Annotated in this window: 18 protein-coding genes; 7 read left to right on the forward strand and 11 right to left on the reverse strand. The window is 64.0% G+C overall.

Features of this window, described 5'->3' with window-relative positions; translation table 11 throughout:
• Positions 1 to 22 precede the first annotated feature (22 nt).
• On the forward strand, positions 23 to 811 hold the full coding sequence (gene yihA, locus ABSY19_RS08900; protein ID WP_382161490.1) for a ribosome biogenesis GTP-binding protein YihA/YsxC: 789 nt from the start codon (positions 23 to 25) through the stop codon (positions 809 to 811).
• 26 nt (positions 812 to 837) lie between these two features.
• Complete coding sequence (locus tag ABSY19_RS08905; protein WP_382161493.1) at positions 838 to 1,758, forward strand: alpha/beta fold hydrolase; 921 nt, start codon at positions 838 to 840, stop codon at positions 1,756 to 1,758.
• Between the two features lie 6 nt (positions 1,759 to 1,764).
• Here ABSY19_RS08905 and ABSY19_RS08910 read toward each other — a convergent pair whose 3' ends face one another.
• Both ABSY19_RS08910 and ABSY19_RS08915 read right to left on the reverse strand, forming a co-directional pair.
• A complete protein-coding gene (locus tag ABSY19_RS08910) occupies positions 1,765 to 2,688 on the reverse strand; it encodes a lysophospholipid acyltransferase family protein (protein ID WP_382161495.1) in 924 nt (307 codons plus the stop codon).
• Positions 2,688 to 3,509: a lysophospholipid acyltransferase family protein gene (locus ABSY19_RS08915; protein WP_382161498.1), complete on the reverse strand. Its 822-nt coding sequence runs from the start codon at positions 3,507 to 3,509 to the stop codon at positions 2,688 to 2,690. The genes ABSY19_RS08910 and ABSY19_RS08915 overlap by 1 nt, the downstream gene beginning before the upstream one ends.
• Before the next feature lie 200 nt (positions 3,510 to 3,709).
• On the opposite strand from ABSY19_RS08915, the gene metK reads away from it, so the two are divergent.
• The 3 genes from metK to ABSY19_RS08930 all read left to right on the forward strand — a co-directional run bounded on the left by metK (position 3,710) and on the right by ABSY19_RS08930 (position 7,953).
• Positions 3,710 to 4,891: a methionine adenosyltransferase gene (gene metK, locus ABSY19_RS08920; protein ID WP_382161501.1), complete on the forward strand. Its 1,182-nt coding sequence runs from the start codon at positions 3,710 to 3,712 to the stop codon at positions 4,889 to 4,891.
• Positions 4,892 to 5,100: 209 nt separating this feature from the next.
• A complete protein-coding gene (locus ABSY19_RS08925) occupies positions 5,101 to 7,125 on the forward strand; it encodes a PAS domain S-box protein (RefSeq protein WP_382161503.1) in 2,025 nt (674 codons plus the stop codon).
• Positions 7,126 to 7,152: 27 nt separating this feature from the next.
• A complete protein-coding gene (locus ABSY19_RS08930; protein ID WP_382161506.1) occupies positions 7,153 to 7,953 on the forward strand; it encodes an SDR family oxidoreductase in 801 nt (266 codons plus the stop codon).
• Positions 7,954 to 7,965: 12 nt separating this feature from the next.
• Here ABSY19_RS08930 and ABSY19_RS08935 read toward each other — a convergent pair whose 3' ends face one another.
• Positions 7,966 to 8,517: an NADPH-dependent FMN reductase gene (locus ABSY19_RS08935; protein ID WP_382161509.1), complete on the reverse strand. Its 552-nt coding sequence runs from the start codon at positions 8,515 to 8,517 to the stop codon at positions 7,966 to 7,968.
• A gap of 75 nt (positions 8,518 to 8,592) precedes the next feature.
• Complete coding sequence (locus ABSY19_RS08940) at positions 8,593 to 10,338, reverse strand: 7TM diverse intracellular signaling domain-containing protein (protein ID WP_382161512.1); 1,746 nt, start codon at positions 10,336 to 10,338, stop codon at positions 8,593 to 8,595.
• Between the two features lie 396 nt (positions 10,339 to 10,734).
• Between ABSY19_RS08940 and ABSY19_RS08945 the strand changes: the two genes are divergently transcribed.
• Positions 10,735 to 12,483: an AAA family ATPase gene (locus tag ABSY19_RS08945; RefSeq protein WP_382161515.1), complete on the forward strand. Its 1,749-nt coding sequence runs from the start codon at positions 10,735 to 10,737 to the stop codon at positions 12,481 to 12,483.
• 49 nt (positions 12,484 to 12,532) lie between these two features.
• Here the strand turns inward: ABSY19_RS08945 and ABSY19_RS08950 are convergent, their stop codons facing one another.
• From ABSY19_RS08950 to ABSY19_RS08970, 5 genes are all read right to left on the reverse strand, one after another.
• The gene (locus ABSY19_RS08950) at positions 12,533 to 12,907 is read right to left on the reverse strand and encodes a hypothetical protein (RefSeq protein WP_382161518.1); all 375 of its coding nucleotides are present in this window, start codon (positions 12,905 to 12,907) and stop codon (positions 12,533 to 12,535) included.
• A gap of 403 nt (positions 12,908 to 13,310) precedes the next feature.
• The gene (locus ABSY19_RS08955) at positions 13,311 to 14,825 is read right to left on the reverse strand and encodes an IS66 family transposase (RefSeq protein ID WP_382163701.1); all 1,515 of its coding nucleotides are present in this window, start codon (positions 14,823 to 14,825) and stop codon (positions 13,311 to 13,313) included.
• A gap of 81 nt (positions 14,826 to 14,906) precedes the next feature.
• Positions 14,907 to 15,239, reverse strand: coding sequence for an IS66 family insertion sequence element accessory protein TnpB (gene tnpB / locus ABSY19_RS08960; protein ID WP_382155582.1), 333 nt, complete (start codon positions 15,237 to 15,239; stop codon positions 14,907 to 14,909).
• Positions 15,236 to 15,586, reverse strand: coding sequence for a transposase (locus ABSY19_RS08965; protein ID WP_382155579.1), 351 nt, complete (start codon positions 15,584 to 15,586; stop codon positions 15,236 to 15,238). Before ABSY19_RS08965 ends, tnpB begins: the two co-directional genes overlap by 4 nt.
• A 41-nt stretch (positions 15,587 to 15,627) precedes the next feature.
• Positions 15,628 to 16,728 (reverse strand): hypothetical protein, encoded by a 1,101-nt coding sequence (locus ABSY19_RS08970; RefSeq protein WP_382161521.1) that lies wholly within the window; start codon positions 16,726 to 16,728, stop codon positions 15,628 to 15,630.
• A gap of 301 nt (positions 16,729 to 17,029) precedes the next feature.
• Here ABSY19_RS08970 and ABSY19_RS08975 point away from each other — a divergent pair, with 301 nt between their 5' ends.
• Positions 17,030 to 17,698 (forward strand): hypothetical protein, encoded by a 669-nt coding sequence (locus ABSY19_RS08975; protein ID WP_382161524.1) that lies wholly within the window; start codon positions 17,030 to 17,032, stop codon positions 17,696 to 17,698.
• A 92-nt stretch (positions 17,699 to 17,790) separates the two neighbouring features.
• On the opposite strand, the gene istB is transcribed toward ABSY19_RS08975, so the two are convergent.
• Together istB and istA are read right to left on the reverse strand one after the other, a co-directional pair.
• Complete coding sequence (gene istB, locus ABSY19_RS08980) at positions 17,791 to 18,582, reverse strand: IS21-like element helper ATPase IstB (protein WP_382161527.1); 792 nt, start codon at positions 18,580 to 18,582, stop codon at positions 17,791 to 17,793.
• Positions 18,572 to 20,116: an IS21 family transposase gene (gene istA, locus ABSY19_RS08985; RefSeq protein WP_382161529.1), complete on the reverse strand. Its 1,545-nt coding sequence runs from the start codon at positions 20,114 to 20,116 to the stop codon at positions 18,572 to 18,574. Before istA ends, istB begins: the two co-directional genes overlap by 11 nt.
• Positions 20,117 to 20,376 lie beyond the last annotated feature (260 nt).

The raw sequence follows: 20,376 nt of genomic DNA on the forward strand, positions 1-20,376 counted from the left end.
GTCCCACCGGGAAAACCCCCAAATGACCCACCGCCCCACTCCAGCCCCCCAGACCGCTTCGCCGTCGCACGACGCCCCGGGCCTCAAAGCCCCGATACCCCGAGCTGGAAAAACCATCGATCCCCTCAAGCCCGATCCCAAGATCGCGCACGGCTGGCTGCACACCGCCCGCTTTCTCACCACCGCCCCGCAACTCGAACACCTGCCGCCGCTGGAGGTGCCCGAGATCGCCTTCGTCGGGCGCTCCAACGCGGGCAAGTCCACCTGCATCAACACGCTGACGCAGCAGAAGCGCCTGGCCTTCGCCTCCAAGACGCCGGGCCGCACGCAAAGCATCAACCTGTTCTCGCTCGGCAAACAGGGCGTGACCGACGCGGTGCTGGCCGACCTGCCGGGCTATGGCTATGCCGCCGTGCCGCGCGAAGCCAAGCTGCGCTGGCAGCGCGTCATGGGCAACTATTTGCTCACGCGCGAAAACCTCAAGGGCGTGGTGTTGTTGATCGACCCGCGCCTGGGCCTGACCGAGCTCGACGAGATCCTGCTGGAGGTGATCCGGCCTCGGGTCGAGGAAGGCCTGAAGTTCCTGGTGCTGCTCACCAAGGCCGACAAGCTCAACCACGCCGAAGCGCAAAAGGCGCTGTCGATTGCGCGACTGCAGTCGGGCGGTGGCGAGGCGAGACTCTTCTCGGCCCTGAAGAAAAAGGGGCTGGACGAGGTGGCGCTGCTGCTCTGGCAATGGACCCATGGCGCCAACGCGCCAGCCCAAGCGGCCGGCCCCGTTCCCGACGACGAGCCGCCCGCGCTGGACTGAACCGTGCGGGCTCGAGGAGAGCCCGCATGATCCAGACCTTCCAACAAGCCCTGCCCCACGGCATCACGCTGAGTTGCCGCGCCGCCGGCGAGCCCGGCCGTCCGGTCCTGCTGTTCCTTCACGGCTTCCCGGAAGCGGCGTTCGTGTGGGACGAGCTGCTGCTGCACTTCGCCCAGCCCGAACACGGCGGCTACCGCTGCGTGGCGCCCAACCTGCGCGGCTTCGAGCAGTCGAGCGCCCCCACCGACACATCGGCCTACCGCGCCAAGCCCCTGCTGCAAGACCTGGGCGCACTGGCCACGGCCATCACCGCCGACAGCCCCACGCCAGGTCAACTGGCCGGCCTGATCGCGCACGACTGGGGCGGCGCGCTGGCCTGGGGCCTCGCCGCGCAGCGGCCTGGCTTGCTTCGGCAACTGGTCATCGTCAACGCGCCGCACCCCGCCACCTTCCAGCGCGAACTGGCCCAGTCGCCCGCGCAACAGGCGGCCAGCGCCTACATGAATTTCCTGATCCGGCCCGACGCGCCCGCGCTGCTGGCCGAGAACGACTTCGCCCGCCTCTGGCCCTTCTTCACCCACATGGCGGCCGACAGCGGGCCAATGGCCTGGCTCGACGAACCCACGCGCGATCGCTACCGCGCGGTGTGGCGCCAGGGGCTGACGGGCCCTTGCGCGTACTACGCCGCGTCGCCCCTGCGCCCACCGACGCCCGACGACCCTGGGGCAACGGCCGTGCAGGTGCCGCGCGAAAAGGCCATGGTGACGCGGCCGACCCTGGTGATCTGGGGACTGAACGACACCGCCCTGCCCGAAGCCCTGCTGGAAGGGCTGGACGGGTATGTGCCAGACCTGCGCATCGAGCGCGTCCCCGGCGCCACGCACTGGATCGTGCACGAGCAGCCTGCGCGCATAGCCGCCTTGATCGGCAGCTTTCTGAACACCTGAACCGGTTCAGAGATCGGCGTAGAAAGAACGCTCATTGCCCGGGCGGGTCTTGAAGCGCTTGTGCACCCAGTAGTACTGCGCCGGCGCCTGGCGGATGTAACCCTCCAGGTAGCGGTTCATGACCGCCGTGTCGGCTTCGGGATCCGCTGTCGGGTAGTCGGGCCAGGGTGACATCACCTTCACTTCATAGCCTTCGCGCGTGAGGCGGCTCACCACCGGCACCACGCAGGCACGCCCCAGGCGGGCCAACCGGGACAGCGACATGAGCGTGGCGGTCTGCACGCCGAAGAAGGGCACGAACGCCGCGTCGCGCATGCCGTGGTCCATGTCGGGCAACAGGTACAGCGGCAGGCCCTGGCGCATGGCCGCGACCAGGGGCTTGATGCCCTGGCGCTTGCCCACGACATGGGGGTTGCCGAAACGCTGGCGGCCTTGCGCCATCCAGCGGTCCACGTCGGCGTTGAGCTGCTCGGCGTACAGCCCGCAGAAACGCCGCTCCAGATGGGCCGTGAGCCCGATCCAGCCCGCGTCCATGCCCACGAAATGCGGGGCGAAGATCACGGTGGGCTCGTTCCCGGCCAGGGCCTGCAGATCGCCCGTGAGTGTCAGGCGCCGACGCACCGTGGCCAGGGGCGCCTCCCACAGCCAGCTTCGGTCCAGCCAGGCTTGTGCAAAGTACACGAAATGCTGGCGCACCGCGCGGTCGCGCTCGGCCTCGCTGCTCTCCGGAAAGCACAGGGCCCAATTGATGCGCGCGATGCGCCGGCGCCGCACCGCCGCCAGGTGCAGCACCTGCCCCAGCAACCAGCCCATGCCACGCACCCAGGAGAGCGGCAATGCGGCCAGCACGCGCATGAAGGCAACCCCCAGGCGGTTGCCAAGGTTGCCGGGGGGCAGCGGAGCGTCGGAGGTGGGCGGCAAGGAAGACATCAGGGCGACGGCGGTGTCAACCGGCTCGGCGACTTGTAGCGGTTGTAGGACCAGAGGTACTGGGCCGGGCATTCTCGCACCAGCGCCTCCATGGCGCGGTTGATCTGTGCCGCGGCCTCCAGCGGGTCGTCCGACAGCGGCCCTCCGTTGAGCGGCTCGAACGGGCGCACGTGCACGCGGTAGCCCCGGCCCCAGCTCAGGCGCTCCCCCCAGCTCAACAGGATCTGCACGCGGCCGGACTGGGCCAGGCGGCCCGACAGCGTCATGGTGTACGCGTCACGACCGAAGAACGGCGCCCACACACCCTGCCCTTCAGGCGGCACCTGGTCCGGCAGCAGGCCGACCGCCTGCCCCGCCTTGAGCGCCTTGATGAGCTGCTTCACACCGGCCAGGGTGGTGGGCGCGGCGAACAGGCCGGGGCGCTGGCGCGCACCGGCCACGAGATCGCGCAGCCAGGGCTGGCGCGCCGGGCGGAACAGCACCGTCATGGGATGCACCGCGCCGAAGCGCTGTGCGTACGCCTGGGCCGTGATCTCGAAACAGCCCAGGTGGGGCGTCAGGAACAGCACCCCGGTGCCCTGTTGATGCGTGCATTCGATGTGCTCGGCGCCCACCCAGACCACCGGCACAGGCCGACCCAGCCACAGACGGGGCAGCTCGGCCACCAGCTTGCCCGACTCGCCGACCGTGGCCAGCGCCACCTGGCGGGGGTAGCCCGCCTGGGCAGCATGCGCAAACAGGCGACGTCGATACCGGCCAGAGAGCACAAAACTCAGCCAGCCCAGCAGCCAGCCCATCGCATGCAGCACGGACAGCGGCATCCAGCTCAGGACGCGAAAAAGGCCATGGATCAGCAGGGTCACAGGAGAGGGGAAGGACAGGGTGGCTGCACGGACTTGATCTAGAATGCCGCCATCGCCGAGTTATGGAACTAATTGCGGGGCGATTCACAAATTCCGCTAAAGCGTTCGCCGAACTCTGACAGACCGGCAACGCCGGTCAACCAACGTGGAGTTTATACATGGCGAGCGATTTCCTTTTCACCTCCGAATCCGTCTCCGAAGGCCACCCCGACAAGGTCGCCGACCAGATTTCCGACGCGATCCTCGACGCGATCTTTGCCCAGGATCCGCGCAGCCGCGTGGCCGCCGAGACCCTGTGCAACACCGGCCTGGTGGTGCTGGCGGGTGAAATCACCACCAACGCGCACGTCGACTACATCCAGGTCGCGCGTGACACGCTCAAGCGGATCGGCTACGACAACACCGAGTACGGCATCGATTACAAGGGCTGCGCGGTCATGGTCTGCTACGACAAGCAGTCCAACGACATCGCCCAGGGCGTGGACCACGCCTCTGACGACCACCTGAACACCGGCGCCGGCGACCAGGGCCTGATGTTCGGCTACGCCTGCGACGAGACGCCCGAGCTGATGCCCGCGCCGATCTACTACGCCCACCGCCTCGTGGAGCGCCAGGCCCAGCTGCGCAAGGACGGCCGCCTGCCTTTCCTGCGTCCCGACGCCAAGAGCCAGGTGACCATGCGCTACGTCGACGGCAAGCCGCACAGCATCGACACCGTGGTGCTCTCGACCCAGCATTCGCCCGACCAGAGCGAGTCGCCCACCAAGATGAAGGCGTCTTTCAACGAAGCCATCATCGAAGAGATCATCAAGCCCGTGCTGCCCAAGGAGTGGCTCAAGGACACCAAGTACCTGATCAACCCGACCGGCCGCTTCGTCATCGGCGGCCCGCAGGGTGACTGCGGCCTGACCGGTCGCAAGATCATCGTCGACACCTACGGCGGCGCCTGCCCGCACGGCGGCGGCGCGTTCTCGGGCAAGGACCCCTCGAAGGTCGACCGTTCGGCCGCCTACGCCGCCCGTTACGTGGCCAAGAACATCGTGGCCGCCGGCCTGGCCAAGCAGTGCCAGATCCAGGTGGCCTACGCCATCGGCGTGGCCCGCCCGATGAACGTTACCGTCTACACCGAAGGCACGGGCGTGATCCCGGACGAGAAGATCGCCGCGCTGGTGCAGGAACACTTCGACCTGCGCCCCAAGGGCATCATCCAGATGCTCGACCTGCTGCGCCCCATTTACACCAAGACGGCGGCCTATGGCCACTTCGGCCGCGAAGAGCCCGAGTTCGCCTGGGAACGCACCGACAAGGCGGCCGCGCTGCGCAAGGCCGCCGGGCTGTAAATAGTCACCAAATCGACCGCCCAAGCCCCGGAGCGAAAGCCCCGGGGCTTTTTTTCGTACTTTTTTCGGACAACAGGGAAAACCACCGGTCGTAACAATTTGAATTTTCTGCGGCGGTGTCCGATATGGGAGTACAAGCCACCTTTCTGGCTTGCACTGCAACGACCCGGGAGCCTTGAACCATGGACAACTCTATCTGCCCAGACGGGATGGAAACGCCAGAGCAACAGCTCGAACGGCTGGTGGCCCTGCGCACGCAAGACCTCCAGTCCGCCCTGGACAGCGCCCGTTCCCTCGTTGACCAGGCGCCTTGCGGCCTGCTCACTTTTGACGACGCGCAGCGTTGCGTCCATCTCAACCAGGCCCTGCTGGGTTGGCTGGGCCATGGCGCGCCGGGCATGCCCCTGAATGAACTGGTCGCTCCGCGCTCGCGCGACGCACTGACCACCCACGTGGAAGCCCTGCGCCAGAGCGGGCAGAGCGAACCGGTCGATCTGGACTGGTTGCGCGTCGACGGCAGCCTGTTTCGCGCCCGCCTCGCCTCGACGCCGGTGTTTGATGCCGAGGGCCATTTCCTGCACGGCAGCGGTGTGGTCACGCCGCTCGATGCGGCCCAGATCGCCTCCGCCCAGGACAGCCTGCTGCGCAGCATCACCGACCGCATTCCCGCACGGCTGGCCTACTACGACAAGAACCTGATCTGCCGTTTCGCCAACCAGGCCCACGCCGCGCGCTACGGCAAACTGCCGAGCGACATGGTGGGTTCGCCGCTGAGCCAGGTGGTGCGGCCCGACATCCTGCCCGACATCCTGCCGCGCGTGGCGCAGGCCCTCTCCGGCCAGACTCAGACCTTCGAAGCCGCGCGCACAGCCGCCGACGGCTCGACCAACTACTTCGAGATCCACTACATCCCCGACTTCCAGAATGGCACCGTCGAGGGCATCTTCATCGAGCTGCACGACATCACGGAACGCCGCCGCACGGAAGAGTTCGTGCTGCATGCCAACCAGGATCTGGAAGAGCGCGTGCGCTCGCGTTCGGCCGAGCTGTTTGCCAGCGAGCAGCGCTACCGCCTGATGGTGGATGCGATCCAGGACTACTGCATCTACTTCGTCGACGAAAACGGCGGCATCACCGAATGGACCGAGAGCGCCCAGCGCCTGCATGGCCATACCCGCTCGCAGATCATGGGCCGCTCCTATGAGGCGCTGCTGTCCAGCGACAACGCGGGCGAGGACGAGGTCGACCCCGGCCAGGTGTTGCGCCTGGCCAAGGCCCACGGCCAATGGGAAACCCGAGGCTGGCGCCTGCGCGAGGACGGCTCGCGCTTCTGGGCGCACACCGTGCTCACCGCGCTGCGCAACGAAGCCGGCGAGCTGCAGGGCCTCTCCAGCATCACGCGCGACATGACCGCCGCCAAGAGCCTGGAGGACGTGATGAACGACCTCAACCGAGAGCTGGAAAAGCGCGTCGCCGAGCGCACGCAGCAGCTCGTGGCGGCCAACAAGGACCTGGACGTGTTCTCGCACATGGTCTCGCACGACCTGCGCGCGCCGCTGCGCCACATCGCCAGCTTTGTCAGCCTGCTGCAGGAACAGATGGGCGACTCCGCCGACACGCTGGCCCTGCAGTACCAGAATTCGATCGCCAAGGCGTCCAAGCGCATGAGCCTGATGATCGAAGGCCTGCTGGAGTACGCCCGCCTGGGCCGTGTGGCCATCGACACCCAGCCGGTGCCGATCGCCCAGCTCGTGGAAGGCGTGATCGCGCACCTGAAGCAGGAAAACCCGGACCGGCGCATCGAGTGGGTGATCGAGAACGACCTGCCCGTCGTGCGGGGCGATGCCATGCTGCTGGCCCAGGCCCTGGGCAACCTGCTGGGCAACTCCGTGAAATACACCCGTCCCCGCGACCTGGCCCGCATCGAGGTGGGCTGGAAGGTCAGCCCGGTGGGGGGACGCACCTTCTACATCGCCGACAACGGCGTGGGCTTTGACCTGGAAAAGGCGCACAACCTGTTCGTGATGTTCCAGCGCCAGCACCATTCGATGGACTTCGAAGGGACCGGCACGGGCCTGGCGCTGTCGCAGCGCATCATCGAGCGCCATGGTGGGCGCATCTGGTCCGAAACCGCACCCGGCGACGGCTGCACTTTCTACTTCACCTTGCCGTTTGACGGCATGGAGCCGGAGATGGCTTTTCCCGAGTCGTCCCTGGCCGAGCTGCCGGCCTGAGGCCGAAGGCCGGCCGATAATCGCGCGGTGAGCCCCACCACCGCACCGATTCCCTCTTCCCTGTTCTCCCTGTCAGGCCGCGTCGCCCTGGTCACGGGTGCGACCCGTGGCCTGGGCCTGTGCATGGCCGAGGCGCTGGCTGCCCATGGCGCCACCGTCTGGCTCAACGGCCGCGATGCCACCAGCCTGCGTGAAGCGGTGGACCGGGTGCGCGAAGGCGGCCAAGCCGCTGGTGGCACCGCGCACGCGCTGCCCTTCGATGTGTGCGACGAGGCCGCTGCCACGGCGGCCGTGGCCCACCTGCTGGCCGAGAGTGGCCGGATCGACATCCTGATCAACAACGTGGGCCAACGCCGGCGCCAGCCCCTGGACGAATTGCCCGCCCAGGCCCTGCGGGAACTGCTGGAAGCCAACCTCGTCTCGGCCTGGCACCTCTGCCGCGAGGTGGCGCGGCCCATGCGCGCCCAGGGCGCTGGCCGCATCATCAACGTCACCTCCATCGCCGGGCCGATCGCCCGCGCCGGCGACGCGGCCTACACCACCAGCAAAGGCGCGCTCGACGCCCTCACGCGCGCGCTCGCGGCCGAACTCGGCCCGCAAGGCATCAACGTCAACGCGATCGCCCCGGGCTATTTCGCCACCGACGCCAACACCGCCATGGTGGAGGACGCTTCCGTGGCCGCCTGGCTTGATCGGCGCAGTTCGCTGGGCCGCTGGGGCCGGCCCGAGGAGATCGGTGGCGCGGCGGTGTTCCTGGCCTCACCCGCCGCCAGCTACGTCACGGGCCAGGTGCTGGTCGTGGACGGCGGCTACCTGGCCCACTTCTGAGCCGCGCGGGCGTCAGCCCGCGTGCCGGCGAACCCAGGCTTCGTAGATGGACACCCATTTCTGAAGGAATTCGCGGCTGTCGGCGCCGATGCCCCCGTCCTTGTCGAACAGGCCTTCCTTGGACTGGATGAACGCCTCGGGCTGGCCCAGCGTGGGCACGTCGAGGTAGGCGAGGATGTTGCGCAGGTGCTGCTGTGCGAGCGCCGTGCCGATCGCGCCAACCGACACGCCGATCACCCCGGCGGGTTTGCCGGCCCAGGCACTCTGGCCGTAGGGGCGCGAGGCATGGTCGATGGCGTTTTTCAACACCCCGGGCAGGGAGCGGTTGTACTCGGGGGTCACGAACAGCAGGCCTTGCGACGCCGCGATCTCGGCCTTGAGCCGTTTCACCGGGGTGGCCTGGTTCGCGTCGTCGTCCTGGTTGTACAGCGGCAGGTCACCGATCTCGAGCTGCTTGAACGTGAACTCCTTGGAGGCAAGCTGGGCGAGGGCCGTCGCCAGCCGGCGGTTGAAGGAGTCGCGGCGCAGGCTGCCGACGATCACGCCGATCTGAAATCCACTCATGGCAAATCCTCTCCTGGAACGGGGTTGGGGAAACAACAAAGGTGAACGCGAGAGACTACAGGCTCAAGACAACACTCAGGACGGTGTGGGTACCGGTGAGCCCGCCGGCAGGTGCAGCACCACCTTGCGCGGATCGTCGGCCATCTGGTCCAGCGCGGCGCGGAGCCGATCGAGCAGGCTCGCGTCGTCCGCATCCCTCGCTTCGCCAGGCAGCGACAGGGAGGCCAGGCGAAAGCGCAGCGACAGGCCCGCCGGCAAGGAAGGCACCTGCTCCAGCCCTTTGGCCACGATGTGTTGTGCCAGCAGCATCAGGTCGTCGGGCTGCAGCGGCCCTTCGACCAGCACCGCAAAACGCGCATTGGCCACACGGCAGACCGTGTCCACGTCGCGCACCACGTGCGACAGCCGCGATGCGGCCACCACCAGTGCGCGCTCGGCCACCTCCCGGCCATGGCGGGAGACGATGTCCGCATGGTTGAGCAGCTCCACCATCAAGAGGCCACTCTGGTGCCCATAGCGCCTGGAGCGGCGCATGGCGTCGCGCAAACGCAGATGAAGCACGGGCTCGATGGTCAACCCGGTCAAGGGGTCCGTGCTCTCGATCGCACGCAGGCGGGCATGGTTCTCGTTGAACTCCTTGGCACGCCGATGCAGGATGTAGAGCAGGAGCGGGATCTCGATGGCCGAGCCGATGAGCACGGCGTATTGCGTGACCCAGCTGTCCGGCAACACGCCGGCCGCGCGCAGCGCGGGAAACGGGTAGCTCAGATGCACCGGCAGGAACCCCAGCGCCAGCCAGCCCCCGTACTTTTCACCCAGGCGCCAGGCCCAGATGCACAGCGCGAAGCTCAACACCACCGACAACAGGCCGTACAGGTTGAGCACGACGAAGGCAAAGCGGTTCTGCAGCAGCAGGTAGACCACGGGAAACAGCAGCCCGAACCACGACCAGGCCTTCACGAAAAGGTCCACCTGCCGGTGGTGGCGCGACACCGCACAGGCCTCGCGCACGAACCAGATGCCCGCCGCGGTGAGCCACAGCATGAACACCGCCGGCGCAGCGTCGTTCCACCACGCCCAGTCGCGCCAGAAAAACACCCCGCCCACACCGGTGAAGGCCGCCTGAAAGCCCAACATGCTCGCGACATAACAGCAGTAGGCGATGAAGGCGCGGTCGCCATACAGGCGCGCGTGCACCCAGCCCCAGAACAACACCAGCAGGCCGAAACCGAGGTAGCCCCCGATCATCAGAAAAGTCCAGTAGCGCGTTTCCTGCAGTGTGTCTTCCTCCAGCAGCAGCAGGCGCGGGCTCAGCGGTGCCGGCCGGTTTTCCAGGCGCAGCCAGACCGGGCCCGTTGACCCGGCCGGCAAGGCAAACACCGGTGTCTGGTCGGGATGGCTCCATTGCGACACCGGCAAATGATCGCCCGCTTGCTGCACCGTCCACGCTCCCTCGGGTCCGGTGGCATGGAGCGTCGCCCGGTTGGTGAAGGCCGCCGCACTCAGGGCGAGGTACCAACGCCGGCTGGCGTCCAGGGGCGGCAAGTCCAGCCGCAACCACAAGGCGGCAGCCGCCAGGTCAAAGGACCGGTAGTGGCCCATGGGCTGGAAGTCCCCCACCGGTCGGCGCATGGCGTCATCGAGGGAGGCCTGACCCGAGGCATCGACCCAGAAGTGCGCTTGCAGGGTGACGTCGGACGCAGGAGGAGCCGCCTGGGCAGAACCCGGGTGAGACCAAAGACCCAGGAGGGTGACCAGCGCCGTCAGAAAGCGAAGAAGGAGACGCCGGGCCGGCCCGTGGAAGGAGAAGATGCAGTCCATGCCGGCATCGTAAGTGTTTGTGTCTGACCAGCGCCCGGCGATCCGGTGGCCAGACCCATTGCAGAACGCCACTGAACTTTGCACTGGCACCCTTCGCAACTAGTTGATATCAATAGAAACTGAGCAGCCCACTGCAGTTGGACATTCAACTCGCGAGCCACTTAACTTCCAATTTTGCTGAAATCACGCCACTGAACATCCAATTATTCAGTCGTAAAAACGCAGTGCAATTTGTCTGTTTTTGCGACCATTCAAAGGCACTTGCGAAGCCGAAAAACGCGTAGTAACCTTCATCTCAGAACGCCACACTCGGTGTTCTATCGGAGGTTGCTCTCCGACCGTCCAGCACCTTGCCGGACTTGCACCGCAACCGTTACACCATCTATGGAGATGATCATGGTTGCTGCAAACAAGGGCCGCTCTAAGGGCGGCTTTCCCTCAAAGGCCCTCTGCGTGAATGAGTTCGCGCATCCCCTGCTGCGCATTGCCGCGCGGGTAGACGACACACCCAAGACCTTTCACGCATTCCATCGACTGGTCAGGCGCGCGCTGGACGCACCCGACTTCACGCAGGAGCGAGCCGACCTCGCTGTTGAGGTTCTGGAGACGCTTGGCGATCTACTCCTGGACAACGAGAGTGCCGAGGCCTTCCGGCTTGAGTGGCTGACAACGGTGTCTCGAACCGTCGACAGCGCAACGCTCCATGAAGCAAGGGCGATGGCCGAGATTGCCCATGCGGGTCTGACGCTTCCATGGGGCGTTTGGCAGGCCCGCCTTCCGCTTTCAGAGGGGGTCTCATTCATCAGGCTCATCCGCGCCGATGCCAAGGTGGAAGAGTCCGATCGACCCCTGCAATTGCCCGCCAAGGCCGCCTCCTCATTGATCAGTTGCGTCGACTCCGCCTTGAACGCGCATCGAGACGCTTTTCTTCAGACATGGCCTGCCAGGGATTGCCTGGCAACCCTGCGTGCCATCGCGTTGCTGTCGGTGCTGGAATCGCAGTACCAAGCCTTGCGCCAGGCCGAAAGCCGCAAGGAGTATTTCCTGGGGGTTGGGCAAGGCCTTTGGACGGTGGTGGCCAAGCGGCTTGAGGCGCTGCCCGAGGCGGAAGACCATGAGTGTTTCTGGGACGGAAGCCTTCAACGCCTGGTGGCCCTACACGTCAGCGGTCGTGCATTCGTCGATGCGTCTGCACCCGACTCGCCGCCCAGCGCCTCGAACGATCCCCAGATGGTGGCCCCCGCGTCAGCCGATGCAGGGTTGCTGCAGGTGGTCCATGGCCCCATCCCACCTTCCGCCAGCCGCGAAGATGCGCAGACCTTGCGCATGTTCTACCCGCTGCTGGTGCCACAGCCGATTGCGGCGATGCTCGCGCCAAGCGAGGTCGAGGCGGTGCTGATGGCACTGTCGCAGGAGTTTCCCTGGGCAACCAACGTCGTCGATGAACTCGGCAGCATGATGCGTGCACGCTCCCTCTTCGGCGTGCGCGAGCTGTGCCTCTCGCCCGTCGTGATCGTTGGACACTCTGGCGCGGGCAAGACCCGCTTTGTGCGGCGTCTGGCTGAGACGCTGAATCTGCCCTACCTGCCTATGGCCCTGGGTGGGCACACTGACAGCAGGTTGTTGACCGGCACCACGCGAGGCTGGGCCGGCGGCGAGCCAACGCCCTTGCTGCGTCACATGCTGCAGCACCGAACCGCCAGTGGAATGGTTCTCCTGGATGAAATCGACAAGGTGGGAACCAGCAATCTGACCAGCGCCCCAGCGACCTCGGTGTTGCTGGGCATGCTGGAGCCGGAGACGGCATCGCGGTGGTACGACACCTTTCTGCAGACCACCTGCGACTTCAGTCGTCTGTCATTCTGGGCAACGGCCAACAGCCTGAAATCACTGCCGGCACCTCTGCTGTCGCGGTTCACCGTGCTCTACATGCCGGAGCCGCGACCCGAGGACATGGTGGCCCTGGTGCAGGGGATCACGGACGACATCGCCAGGGAGTGGCGCATGCCTCTGGGCGTCCTACCTCTGGCGCCCCGCTCAATGTACGAGGGCGCGCGGCTGAACGCGCGCGAGCTGCGGCGGTTGATCCTGCGGTTCCTGAGCGAGTGGGCCGATGAGAACCGGCGCCCGACGCGGCTTCATTGACGCGATCGAAGTGAACTCGGGTGAAATCCATAGGGAGTCAGGACCATGACTACAAGTTCTGGGGCACTTCAGTGTCATCGTTTTGCATGAACGACAAAAACGCCATGTGAATATTCCAGATCAGTTCAGAAATGGCTTTCAACTTGGTGTGATGCAACTGATCCAGCGTTGCCGCAATTCTTCCCTCATGCGGATAGCGCGGCTCTTTGCATGTCACCAACCGGTGAAGCTCACCGAAACTTGACCGAAGTGCCTCAATGTCGGGCAACTCGTTCTTGCTAAGGGAGAAGAACTCTAGGTCTATTTTCTGAAGCCGATCCTTCAAACCTCCGGACTCACAGCAGAGGGTATGCAGCGCGTCACTTGTGAGACGGTAGGCACGTTGGAAGCGGAGTGTTGCCAGTCGAGGAGGCTTGTTGTTCATGGTTATGGCTCAGAAAAGAATTCTTGCTTGGCTCTGTCCCATCAGAAATCTAACAATCGAGTTCAGCGGGGTCTGGCAGTACGACCTTAGTCCTGTACAGCGAAATGTATCGGGTCCGTCGGACCGAATTGCGTCGCAACGAACCTCGCGCTGCAAGACACCGCTTCAGGCATTGGCACCCGATACTGCGACTCTCGTTATTTCCAACGGGCGAGAATCTCCCTGGCGCTGGCTTTCGCGCTTTCAAGGTCCGCACCGCCTAGGTTCGGAAGCACAAGACCCTCATCGCCGGCGACATACATCGCGCCACCGAAGTCGCTGTCGTAGAACTGCCCATCCAGTGTAAGCGCGCGGCCATCCCATCTTGACCGCATGGCGCGGTCGTGTTTTTGAGATTGCTTTGTCAGGCTGGCTGCCAGCGATGTGGCAGCAGCTCGCCGATCTGGCTGGCGCGCTGCATAGGCAGGCGTGCCATCACATCGCGCAGGTAGGCATACGGGTCGTGGCCATTCATTCGCGCTGACTGGATCAGGCTCATGACGGCTGCCGCCCGCTGGCCAGCGCGCAGGCTGCCAGCGAAGAGCCAGTTGTTACGGCCAATGGCAATGGGCCGGATCTGGTTCTCGATCCAGTTGTTGTCCACGGGCAGTTGCCCGTCATCCGCGAACCGGGTCAGTGCCTCCCAGCGCCGCAAACTGTAGTCCAGCGCCTTGGCGCTAGCTGTTCCCTCAGGCACCTTCTGACGTTGCAGCAGCATCCACTGGTGCAAGGCATCGAGCAGCGGCTTCGTTTGTAGTTGCCGGATGGCTTGGCGCTGCTCGGCACTGAGCGCCTTGACCTCGCGCTCGATCTCGTAGACCCGCGCGAACTGCTGCAGCGCGAACTCGGCGATCTGGCTTTGATTGGCCGCGTGCAGATCGAAGAACTTGCGCCGCGCGTGCGCCAGGCAGCCGACCTCGGTCACCCCACTGGCGATCAAGGCCTTGTAGCCGCTGAAGTCGTCACAGGTGAGGCTGCCTCTCCAGTCACCCAGGAAGCGCCGGGCGTGTTCGCCCGAGCGTGATTCGCAGAAGTCGTAGACGACCACCTTGGTGTTCTCGAAGGCACCCGTGGCATAGGCCCAGAGGTAGGCCCGGTGCGTCTTTCCGTTGCCCGGCTTGAGCATGGACACCGGCGTCTCATCGGCATGCAGCACGCGGTGCTGCAGCAGCTCGTTTCTCATGGCATCCACCAGTGGCTGCAACTGCACGCCACAGGCGCCCACCCACTGAGCGAGCGTGGAACGCGGGATCGCGAGACCAGCTCGACCAAAGATCGCTTCCTGGCGGTACAGCGGAAGGTGATCCGCGTACTTGGCCACCAGCACCTGCGCCAGCAGCCCGGTGGTGGGGATGCCCTTGTCGATGATGTGCGGATCGACGGGGACTTGGGTGAGCGTCTCGCACTTCGCACAAGCCCACTTGCCACGGATGTGGCGCTCGACGCTGAAGACGCCAGGCACATAGTCCAGCTTCTCGGCCACGTCCTCGCCCACGCGCTTCATCTGGCAACCGCAGGCACAGGTGGTCGAGTCGGGCTCGTGGCGGATCTCGCGCCGCGGCAGGTTGGCTGGCAGCGGCGCGCGCTTGGGAACCTTCTTCTCTTCAACCTTGGCGGGTGCCTGCGCTTCCTGCAGCGCATCGATCTCCGTGGCCACGGCCGCCAGATCGGCCTCGATCTCGTCTTCGAGCAGGCTCTTCTGCTCGGGGTTGAAGCGTTCGGACTGGGCGGCGAATTTCATGCGCTTCAAGAGCGCGTTCTCGTGCGTGAGTTTGTCCAGCAACGCGCTCTGGTGGCGCAGCTGCGTCATGAGGCGCGTGGTCAGCTCACGCAGCTCTTCTGCGCTCAGGCTCTGCAGGGATTGAGGCTCGACCACCATGGGCATCCACTGTGCCAGCACTGGAATGTGCGCACCATTGGCGCATGCCCCAATTGGCAAGCGCCGGTCAGCGCTTCAGAGTCAGACCACGGTGATGACACCGCCGTCAGCCAGGCGCTGCCAGGGCAGGCCCAGCACCAGCGCATCGAACTGGGCGCGGCTAAGCGAGGCGGTGCTGGCCGCATCACGCGGCCAGACGAACTTGCCGCTGTTCAGGCGACGCGCTGCCAGCCACACACCGATGCCGTCGTGCACCAGCACCTTCATGCGGTTGGCGCGCCGATTGGCGAACAGGTAGGCGTGGTGCGGGCGCGCTGCGCCGAAGACCGACACCACGCGGGCCAGCGCCGTCTCGGTGCCTGCTCGCATGTCCAGCGGCTCGGTGGCAAGCCACAGCGCATCAACCCGGATCACTTGATCAGCTCTCGCATCCACACGGCGCACTGATCGGCCGCATCCAAGGGCCAGGTCACCGAGACGCTGGTGGCGCCACGGCGCAGCTCGACGCGGATGTCTGGTGCAAGTGCAGGCCTTGGTGAACATGCCGCTGGCGGCAGCGGCACTGGAACGAATGCGGGAGCCTGGAGTGCAGGCAGCGCGCCACCCGCTTCGCGGCGCCACTTGTGCACGACATTGGCGTTGATGCCGTGCGACAGGGCAATGCTGGCCACCGAAGCGCCTGGCTTGGCGCACTCGGCAAGGATCTGCTGCTTGAGCTCGGCGTCGTACCGCCGGCGAGTCTTCTTCTTGGCTTCATTCATGGTGTCCACCTATTTCGCTTGGTGGACACCATCGTTGCCGCTTAGACCGATCCCTTCAAGGGTGGGATGGCCGCGCGCTTACCATCCAGTTGCCCTCCGTCGTGGCGTGCCGCCAGCGTTGAAAGGGTGAGATCGAGCCCACGCTCGAGCGCCAGGTATTGCCAGGTCCACGCGCGTTGCGCGTCCCCGGCACTGAGCGCACGCTCTGCGGCAGAACGCAGCCAGTAGTCACTCTCCCATTGGGCCACCTGCTCCTCCGCCCATGCGTCACCTCGATTGGCTAGCTCCTCCAAAGCTGATCTTGAGCCTTGTTCGGCGGCTGTATGAAGCCACTGAGCGCGCGCTTTCGGTGTCGCGGCGACGCGTGACATTTGAAGCGCATCGACCGCGCCGGTAAGCCGTTCGGCGAGCTCATGAAACTCGCTGTTTTGGAAGACTGTGCCGTATTCAAGTGCCGCAGCTCGCACACCTCCTAGCGCGGCCGCTTTGAGGTGTGCCTCGTACTTGCGGTATTCCGGCTCCAACCTCAAATATTCTTCGACCCAACCTCGTTCCACGGCGTTGAGCACGCGGCCTCGTCGAGACTCTTCGTAAAGGTACGGGTTCGGACACTTGCATCGGTACAGAGCGGCCAACAGGAAATCAGCCTGAGGTTTGGAGGATTCTGCGGCCAGCTCCAAACTGTGCAACAGCATCGGTGAGCGCTTGAGTTGATCCGCTGTGTAGCTTGTCAAGTTCGCCGCAGGCGCAGATTCATCGGTGCGCTCACCGTCGTCCTCCTCGTCGGAGTCGTCATGGTGGCTAGCGCGGATCTTGGGCATCAACACGTCACTGACGTCGGACCAAGAGATGTACGAAAGCTGATGCTCCTCCGTGAACTGCAGGATGTCACGAGCTATTGCTTCAGCCAAACGCTGGTCATACTGAAGCTGAAGTGCTCGCCCTACCACTTTGGCCTGCGTGCCCGATGGCAGTATTCCGATGCCACTGTCGGCCAACAACGATTCGGAAAGAAGTGCCGCCCAGGATCTGTAGCCGAATGCAGCGGCAAGCAGTTCGTGCACGTGGCTGCGCTTTATGGCGCGGCCCGTGTGGTCTTGGAGGGTTTGCTGCGCGGCGTGCGCAAGCTCTTTCAAAGTCATGAGTCTTCCTTCGGTCAACCTTGCCGAATCGGGTCAGACGCACACGTTTAAGTCCCCGACGGCGAGGCCCTGAAGGGAGATATATGACGATGAAGAAATACCTGTTTCTACTCGCGTGCAAGTACGGCGGGTGCCTTGGAGTGGATTTTAGGTCATCCGTCCTCCGAAGCGGGCATATTCGATGGCAGGGAAACCATCATCTTTCCCCCTAGGCTACCAAGCTAGTGGCTGGCGACGTGGTTGACATGGATGACACGGCTGACAAACATCGATACATTGGAAGCCGGAAAAGGAGCTACCCATGTCCACCACCAGAGCCCGGACTCTCGCAAAGAAACAGGTCGATATTTCGGCGTTTGTCGACAACGTCCGCGAGGTCAACAGGATTGCCGTGCGCATCTTCAAGTTGCCTATGAGCGGCGGCAAGAGCGTGACGCCGAAGTACCGCCCGGAACTGAGAGTACTGCTGGTCGAGTTGGAAAAAACCGTCAAAGTCTTGCAGGCGGCGGCAGGCGAGGCTCCCTCGGCATCTGCCCGGACCCAAGCATCCGCTGCGGGTAAACCTGCTGCAAAGAAGGATGGCGCAAGTGCTGCGTGGGTTCTGGACACCACCGAAACCATGGTCAATAAGGGGCAGCTGGTGCCGCCCACTGAATTCAAGGACTTGATGGGATGGGCCAGCCGCCAAGCTGTGTGGAAGGCCGCCGAAAGCCACCGTGTCTTTTATCTCACATACAAGGCGGAGCGTTACTTCCCGGCGTTCTACTGCGACCCGACCTATGACCGCAGGCACCTGGAAGCGGTGACCAAGGTACTCGGCGATCTGCCAGGTGGCGCCAAGCTGCAATTCTTCCTAACGCGCAAGGGTTCCCTAGGTGGTGATACGCCGCTGCAGGCCCTGGCCGCAGGCCGCGTTGCCAAGGTCAAGGATGTCGCCGCAGCCTTCGCCGAAGTTCCGGCGGAGGCTTGACCGTCGTGCCGCTTTACCCTGTTGAATTCCACCGATCTTTGACCCGAGATTTCCATCGAATACTGACCCACCCGCTTTGTGAGCAAAGTAGCTCACGGTGTGGATAAGTGCTTCGTTTTCTCCTTTTCAGACTTGGGACTTGCAGAACTGTTTTTGAACCGATAGCTGTCGTTTCCGGTCTCCAGGATATGGCATCGGTGAGTCAACCGATCCAGGAGCGCAGTCGTCATCTTCGCATCACCAAAGACGCTGGACCATTCCCCGAAGCTCAAGTTCGTGGTGATCACGACGCTGGTTCTTTCGTAGAGCTTGGACAGCAGGTGGAACAGTAAGGCACCTCCTGACTCGCTGAAGGGCAGGTAACCCAGCTCGTCCAGGATGACCAGGTCGACATGCATCAGTCGATTTGCCAGTTGCCCAGTGCTTCCATTCGACTTCTCGACCTCCAACGCATTGACCAATTCAATGGTCGAGAGGAAGCGAACGCGGCGGTGTTGGTTCTCGATGGCCTGGACGCCGATGGCCGTTGCCAGGTGGGTCTTTCCGGTTCCAGGTCCACCAACAAAGACGGCGTTGTAGGCCTTGTCAAGGAAGTCACCTCTGTGGAGCTGCCGCACCATGGCCTCGTTCACTTCGCTCTGCGCGAAGTCAAACCCGGCAAGATCTCGGTAGGCAGGGAACCGGGCGAGCTTCATCTGATACGCCATCGAACGGACTTCCCGCTCAGCGGTTTCTGCCTTGAGCAGTTTCGCCAGAATAGGTTGAGCTGCTTCGAAGGCGGGAGCCCCTTGGTCACCGAGCTCTGCAACCGCATGAGCCATGCCATGCATCTTGAGGCTTTTGAGCAGAGCCACGATGGAAGTCGTTGCGGGATCATGTCCCATGGCGAACCTCCTCGTTGAACCGGGCCTTGCGCAAAGAGTCGTACCGCTGGACGTTCGCCTGAGGTTCCGTCGAGAGCTTCAACGCCTGGGGCGCCTTGACTTCAGCGACGGCAGTCTTCCCGTCCACGAGGCGGTGCAGAACGTTCAATATGTGGGTTTTCGTGGCCACACCCACTTCCAGAGCCGTCTCGACCGCTGCCAGGACAGCTTGTTCGTCGTGGTGCAGGACCAGGGCCAGGATCTCCACCATCTCCCGGTCACCTCCTGGCTTCTTGAGCAGCAACGCCTGGAGTCGTTTAAATGACGTCGGCAGCTCTGCAAAGGGTGCGCCGTTCCGAAGCGCCCCCGGCTTTCTCTGCAGCACAGCGAGGTAGTGCCGCCAGTCGTAGATGGTTTGCCCTGTGCTGTCGTGACGCCGGTCGATGATCCTCTTGTGCTCGCAAATGATCTGGCCCTCCGCGACAACCACCAGCTGGTCGGCATACACCCTGAGGCTGACCGGCCGGTTGGCAAAGGATGCCGGAACGCTGTAGCGGGTGCGCTCGAACGTGACCAGGCAAGTCGGGGAAACACGTTTGGTGTGCTCCACGAAGCCGTCGAACGCAGGTGGTGGTGGCATCAGGTAGGGTTTCTCCTGAGCCCAGACGTCCGCCACAGTTCCCGGCAACTGGCCGTGCGCAATCTCGTTCCAGAGTGCCTTGCATCGGGACTCCAACCACACGTTGAGCTCAGCCAAGGAAGGGAAGGCCGGGACTGGCTGCCAGAGACGGTGTCGTGCGTCCCGGACATTCTTCTCAACCTGGCCCTTCTCCCAGCCGGATGCCGGGTTGCAGAACTCGGCCTCGAAGAGGTAGTGGCTCACCATCGCATTGAAACGGGCATTGACGTCGCGGTCTTTGCCGCTTCGGACTTTGTCCACAGCCGTCTTCATGTTGTCGTAGATGCCGCGCTTGGGCACGCCTCCGAACATCACGAACGCGTGGTTGTGCGCGTCGAACAGCATCTCGTGCGTCTGCAGCAGGTAGGCACGGACGCTGAAAGCCCGGCTATGGCTGAGCTTGACGTGCGCCACCTGGAGCTTGGTTCGCTCCCCGTCGATGACAGCCCAGTCTTCACTCCAGTCAAACTGGAACGCTTCGCCCGGTCCAAAGACCAGCGGTACAAAGGTTCCGCGGCCGGCCGTGCGCTGCGCTTCCTGCCGTTCCGCCAGCCACTTGCGGTGGAAGGCCGCCACGCGCCCGTAGGAGCCTTCATAGCCCAAAGCCACCAGGTCTGTGTGGAGCTGCAGCAAAGTGCGCCGCTGTTTGCGCGACTTTGTTGCCTCGATCGATAGCCAGGTTGAGAGTTTGTCGGCGTAGGGATCGAGCTTGCTGGAGCTCGCACGCCTGGCGTAGCGGGGTTCTTCATCGCCCGCCCGCAGGTACTTCTTAACGGTGTTGCGAGCCAGGCCTGTGCGCCTGGAGATCTCGCGAATGGACATCTGCTCGCGCAATGCCCAGCGTCTTATGACACTCAGTGTCGCCACGTCTATCACTCCTGAAATCTCCTGCTGTCAAAAGCAGCAGGATAGGGTTCTTACGTGGGTCAGCTTTAAATGGAAATTGCAGCTCTAACTGGGTCAGTTTTCAATGGAAGACAACACGGGACCAGTTTTTCATTGAAAAGTGATCCACCTACTTGGGATTTTTCATCCAAGTTTGATCCGCCTTTACTGACGAATCCTTCTCACAAAATATAGAAAAATCCTGGATCAGGAGCTCTACTACCGTCGGATCATTTTTTAATGAAAAAAGA

Source organism: Hydrogenophaga sp. ANAO-22, assembly GCF_042466645.1.
Lineage (GTDB): Bacteria > Pseudomonadota > Gammaproteobacteria > Burkholderiales > Burkholderiaceae_C > Hydrogenophaga.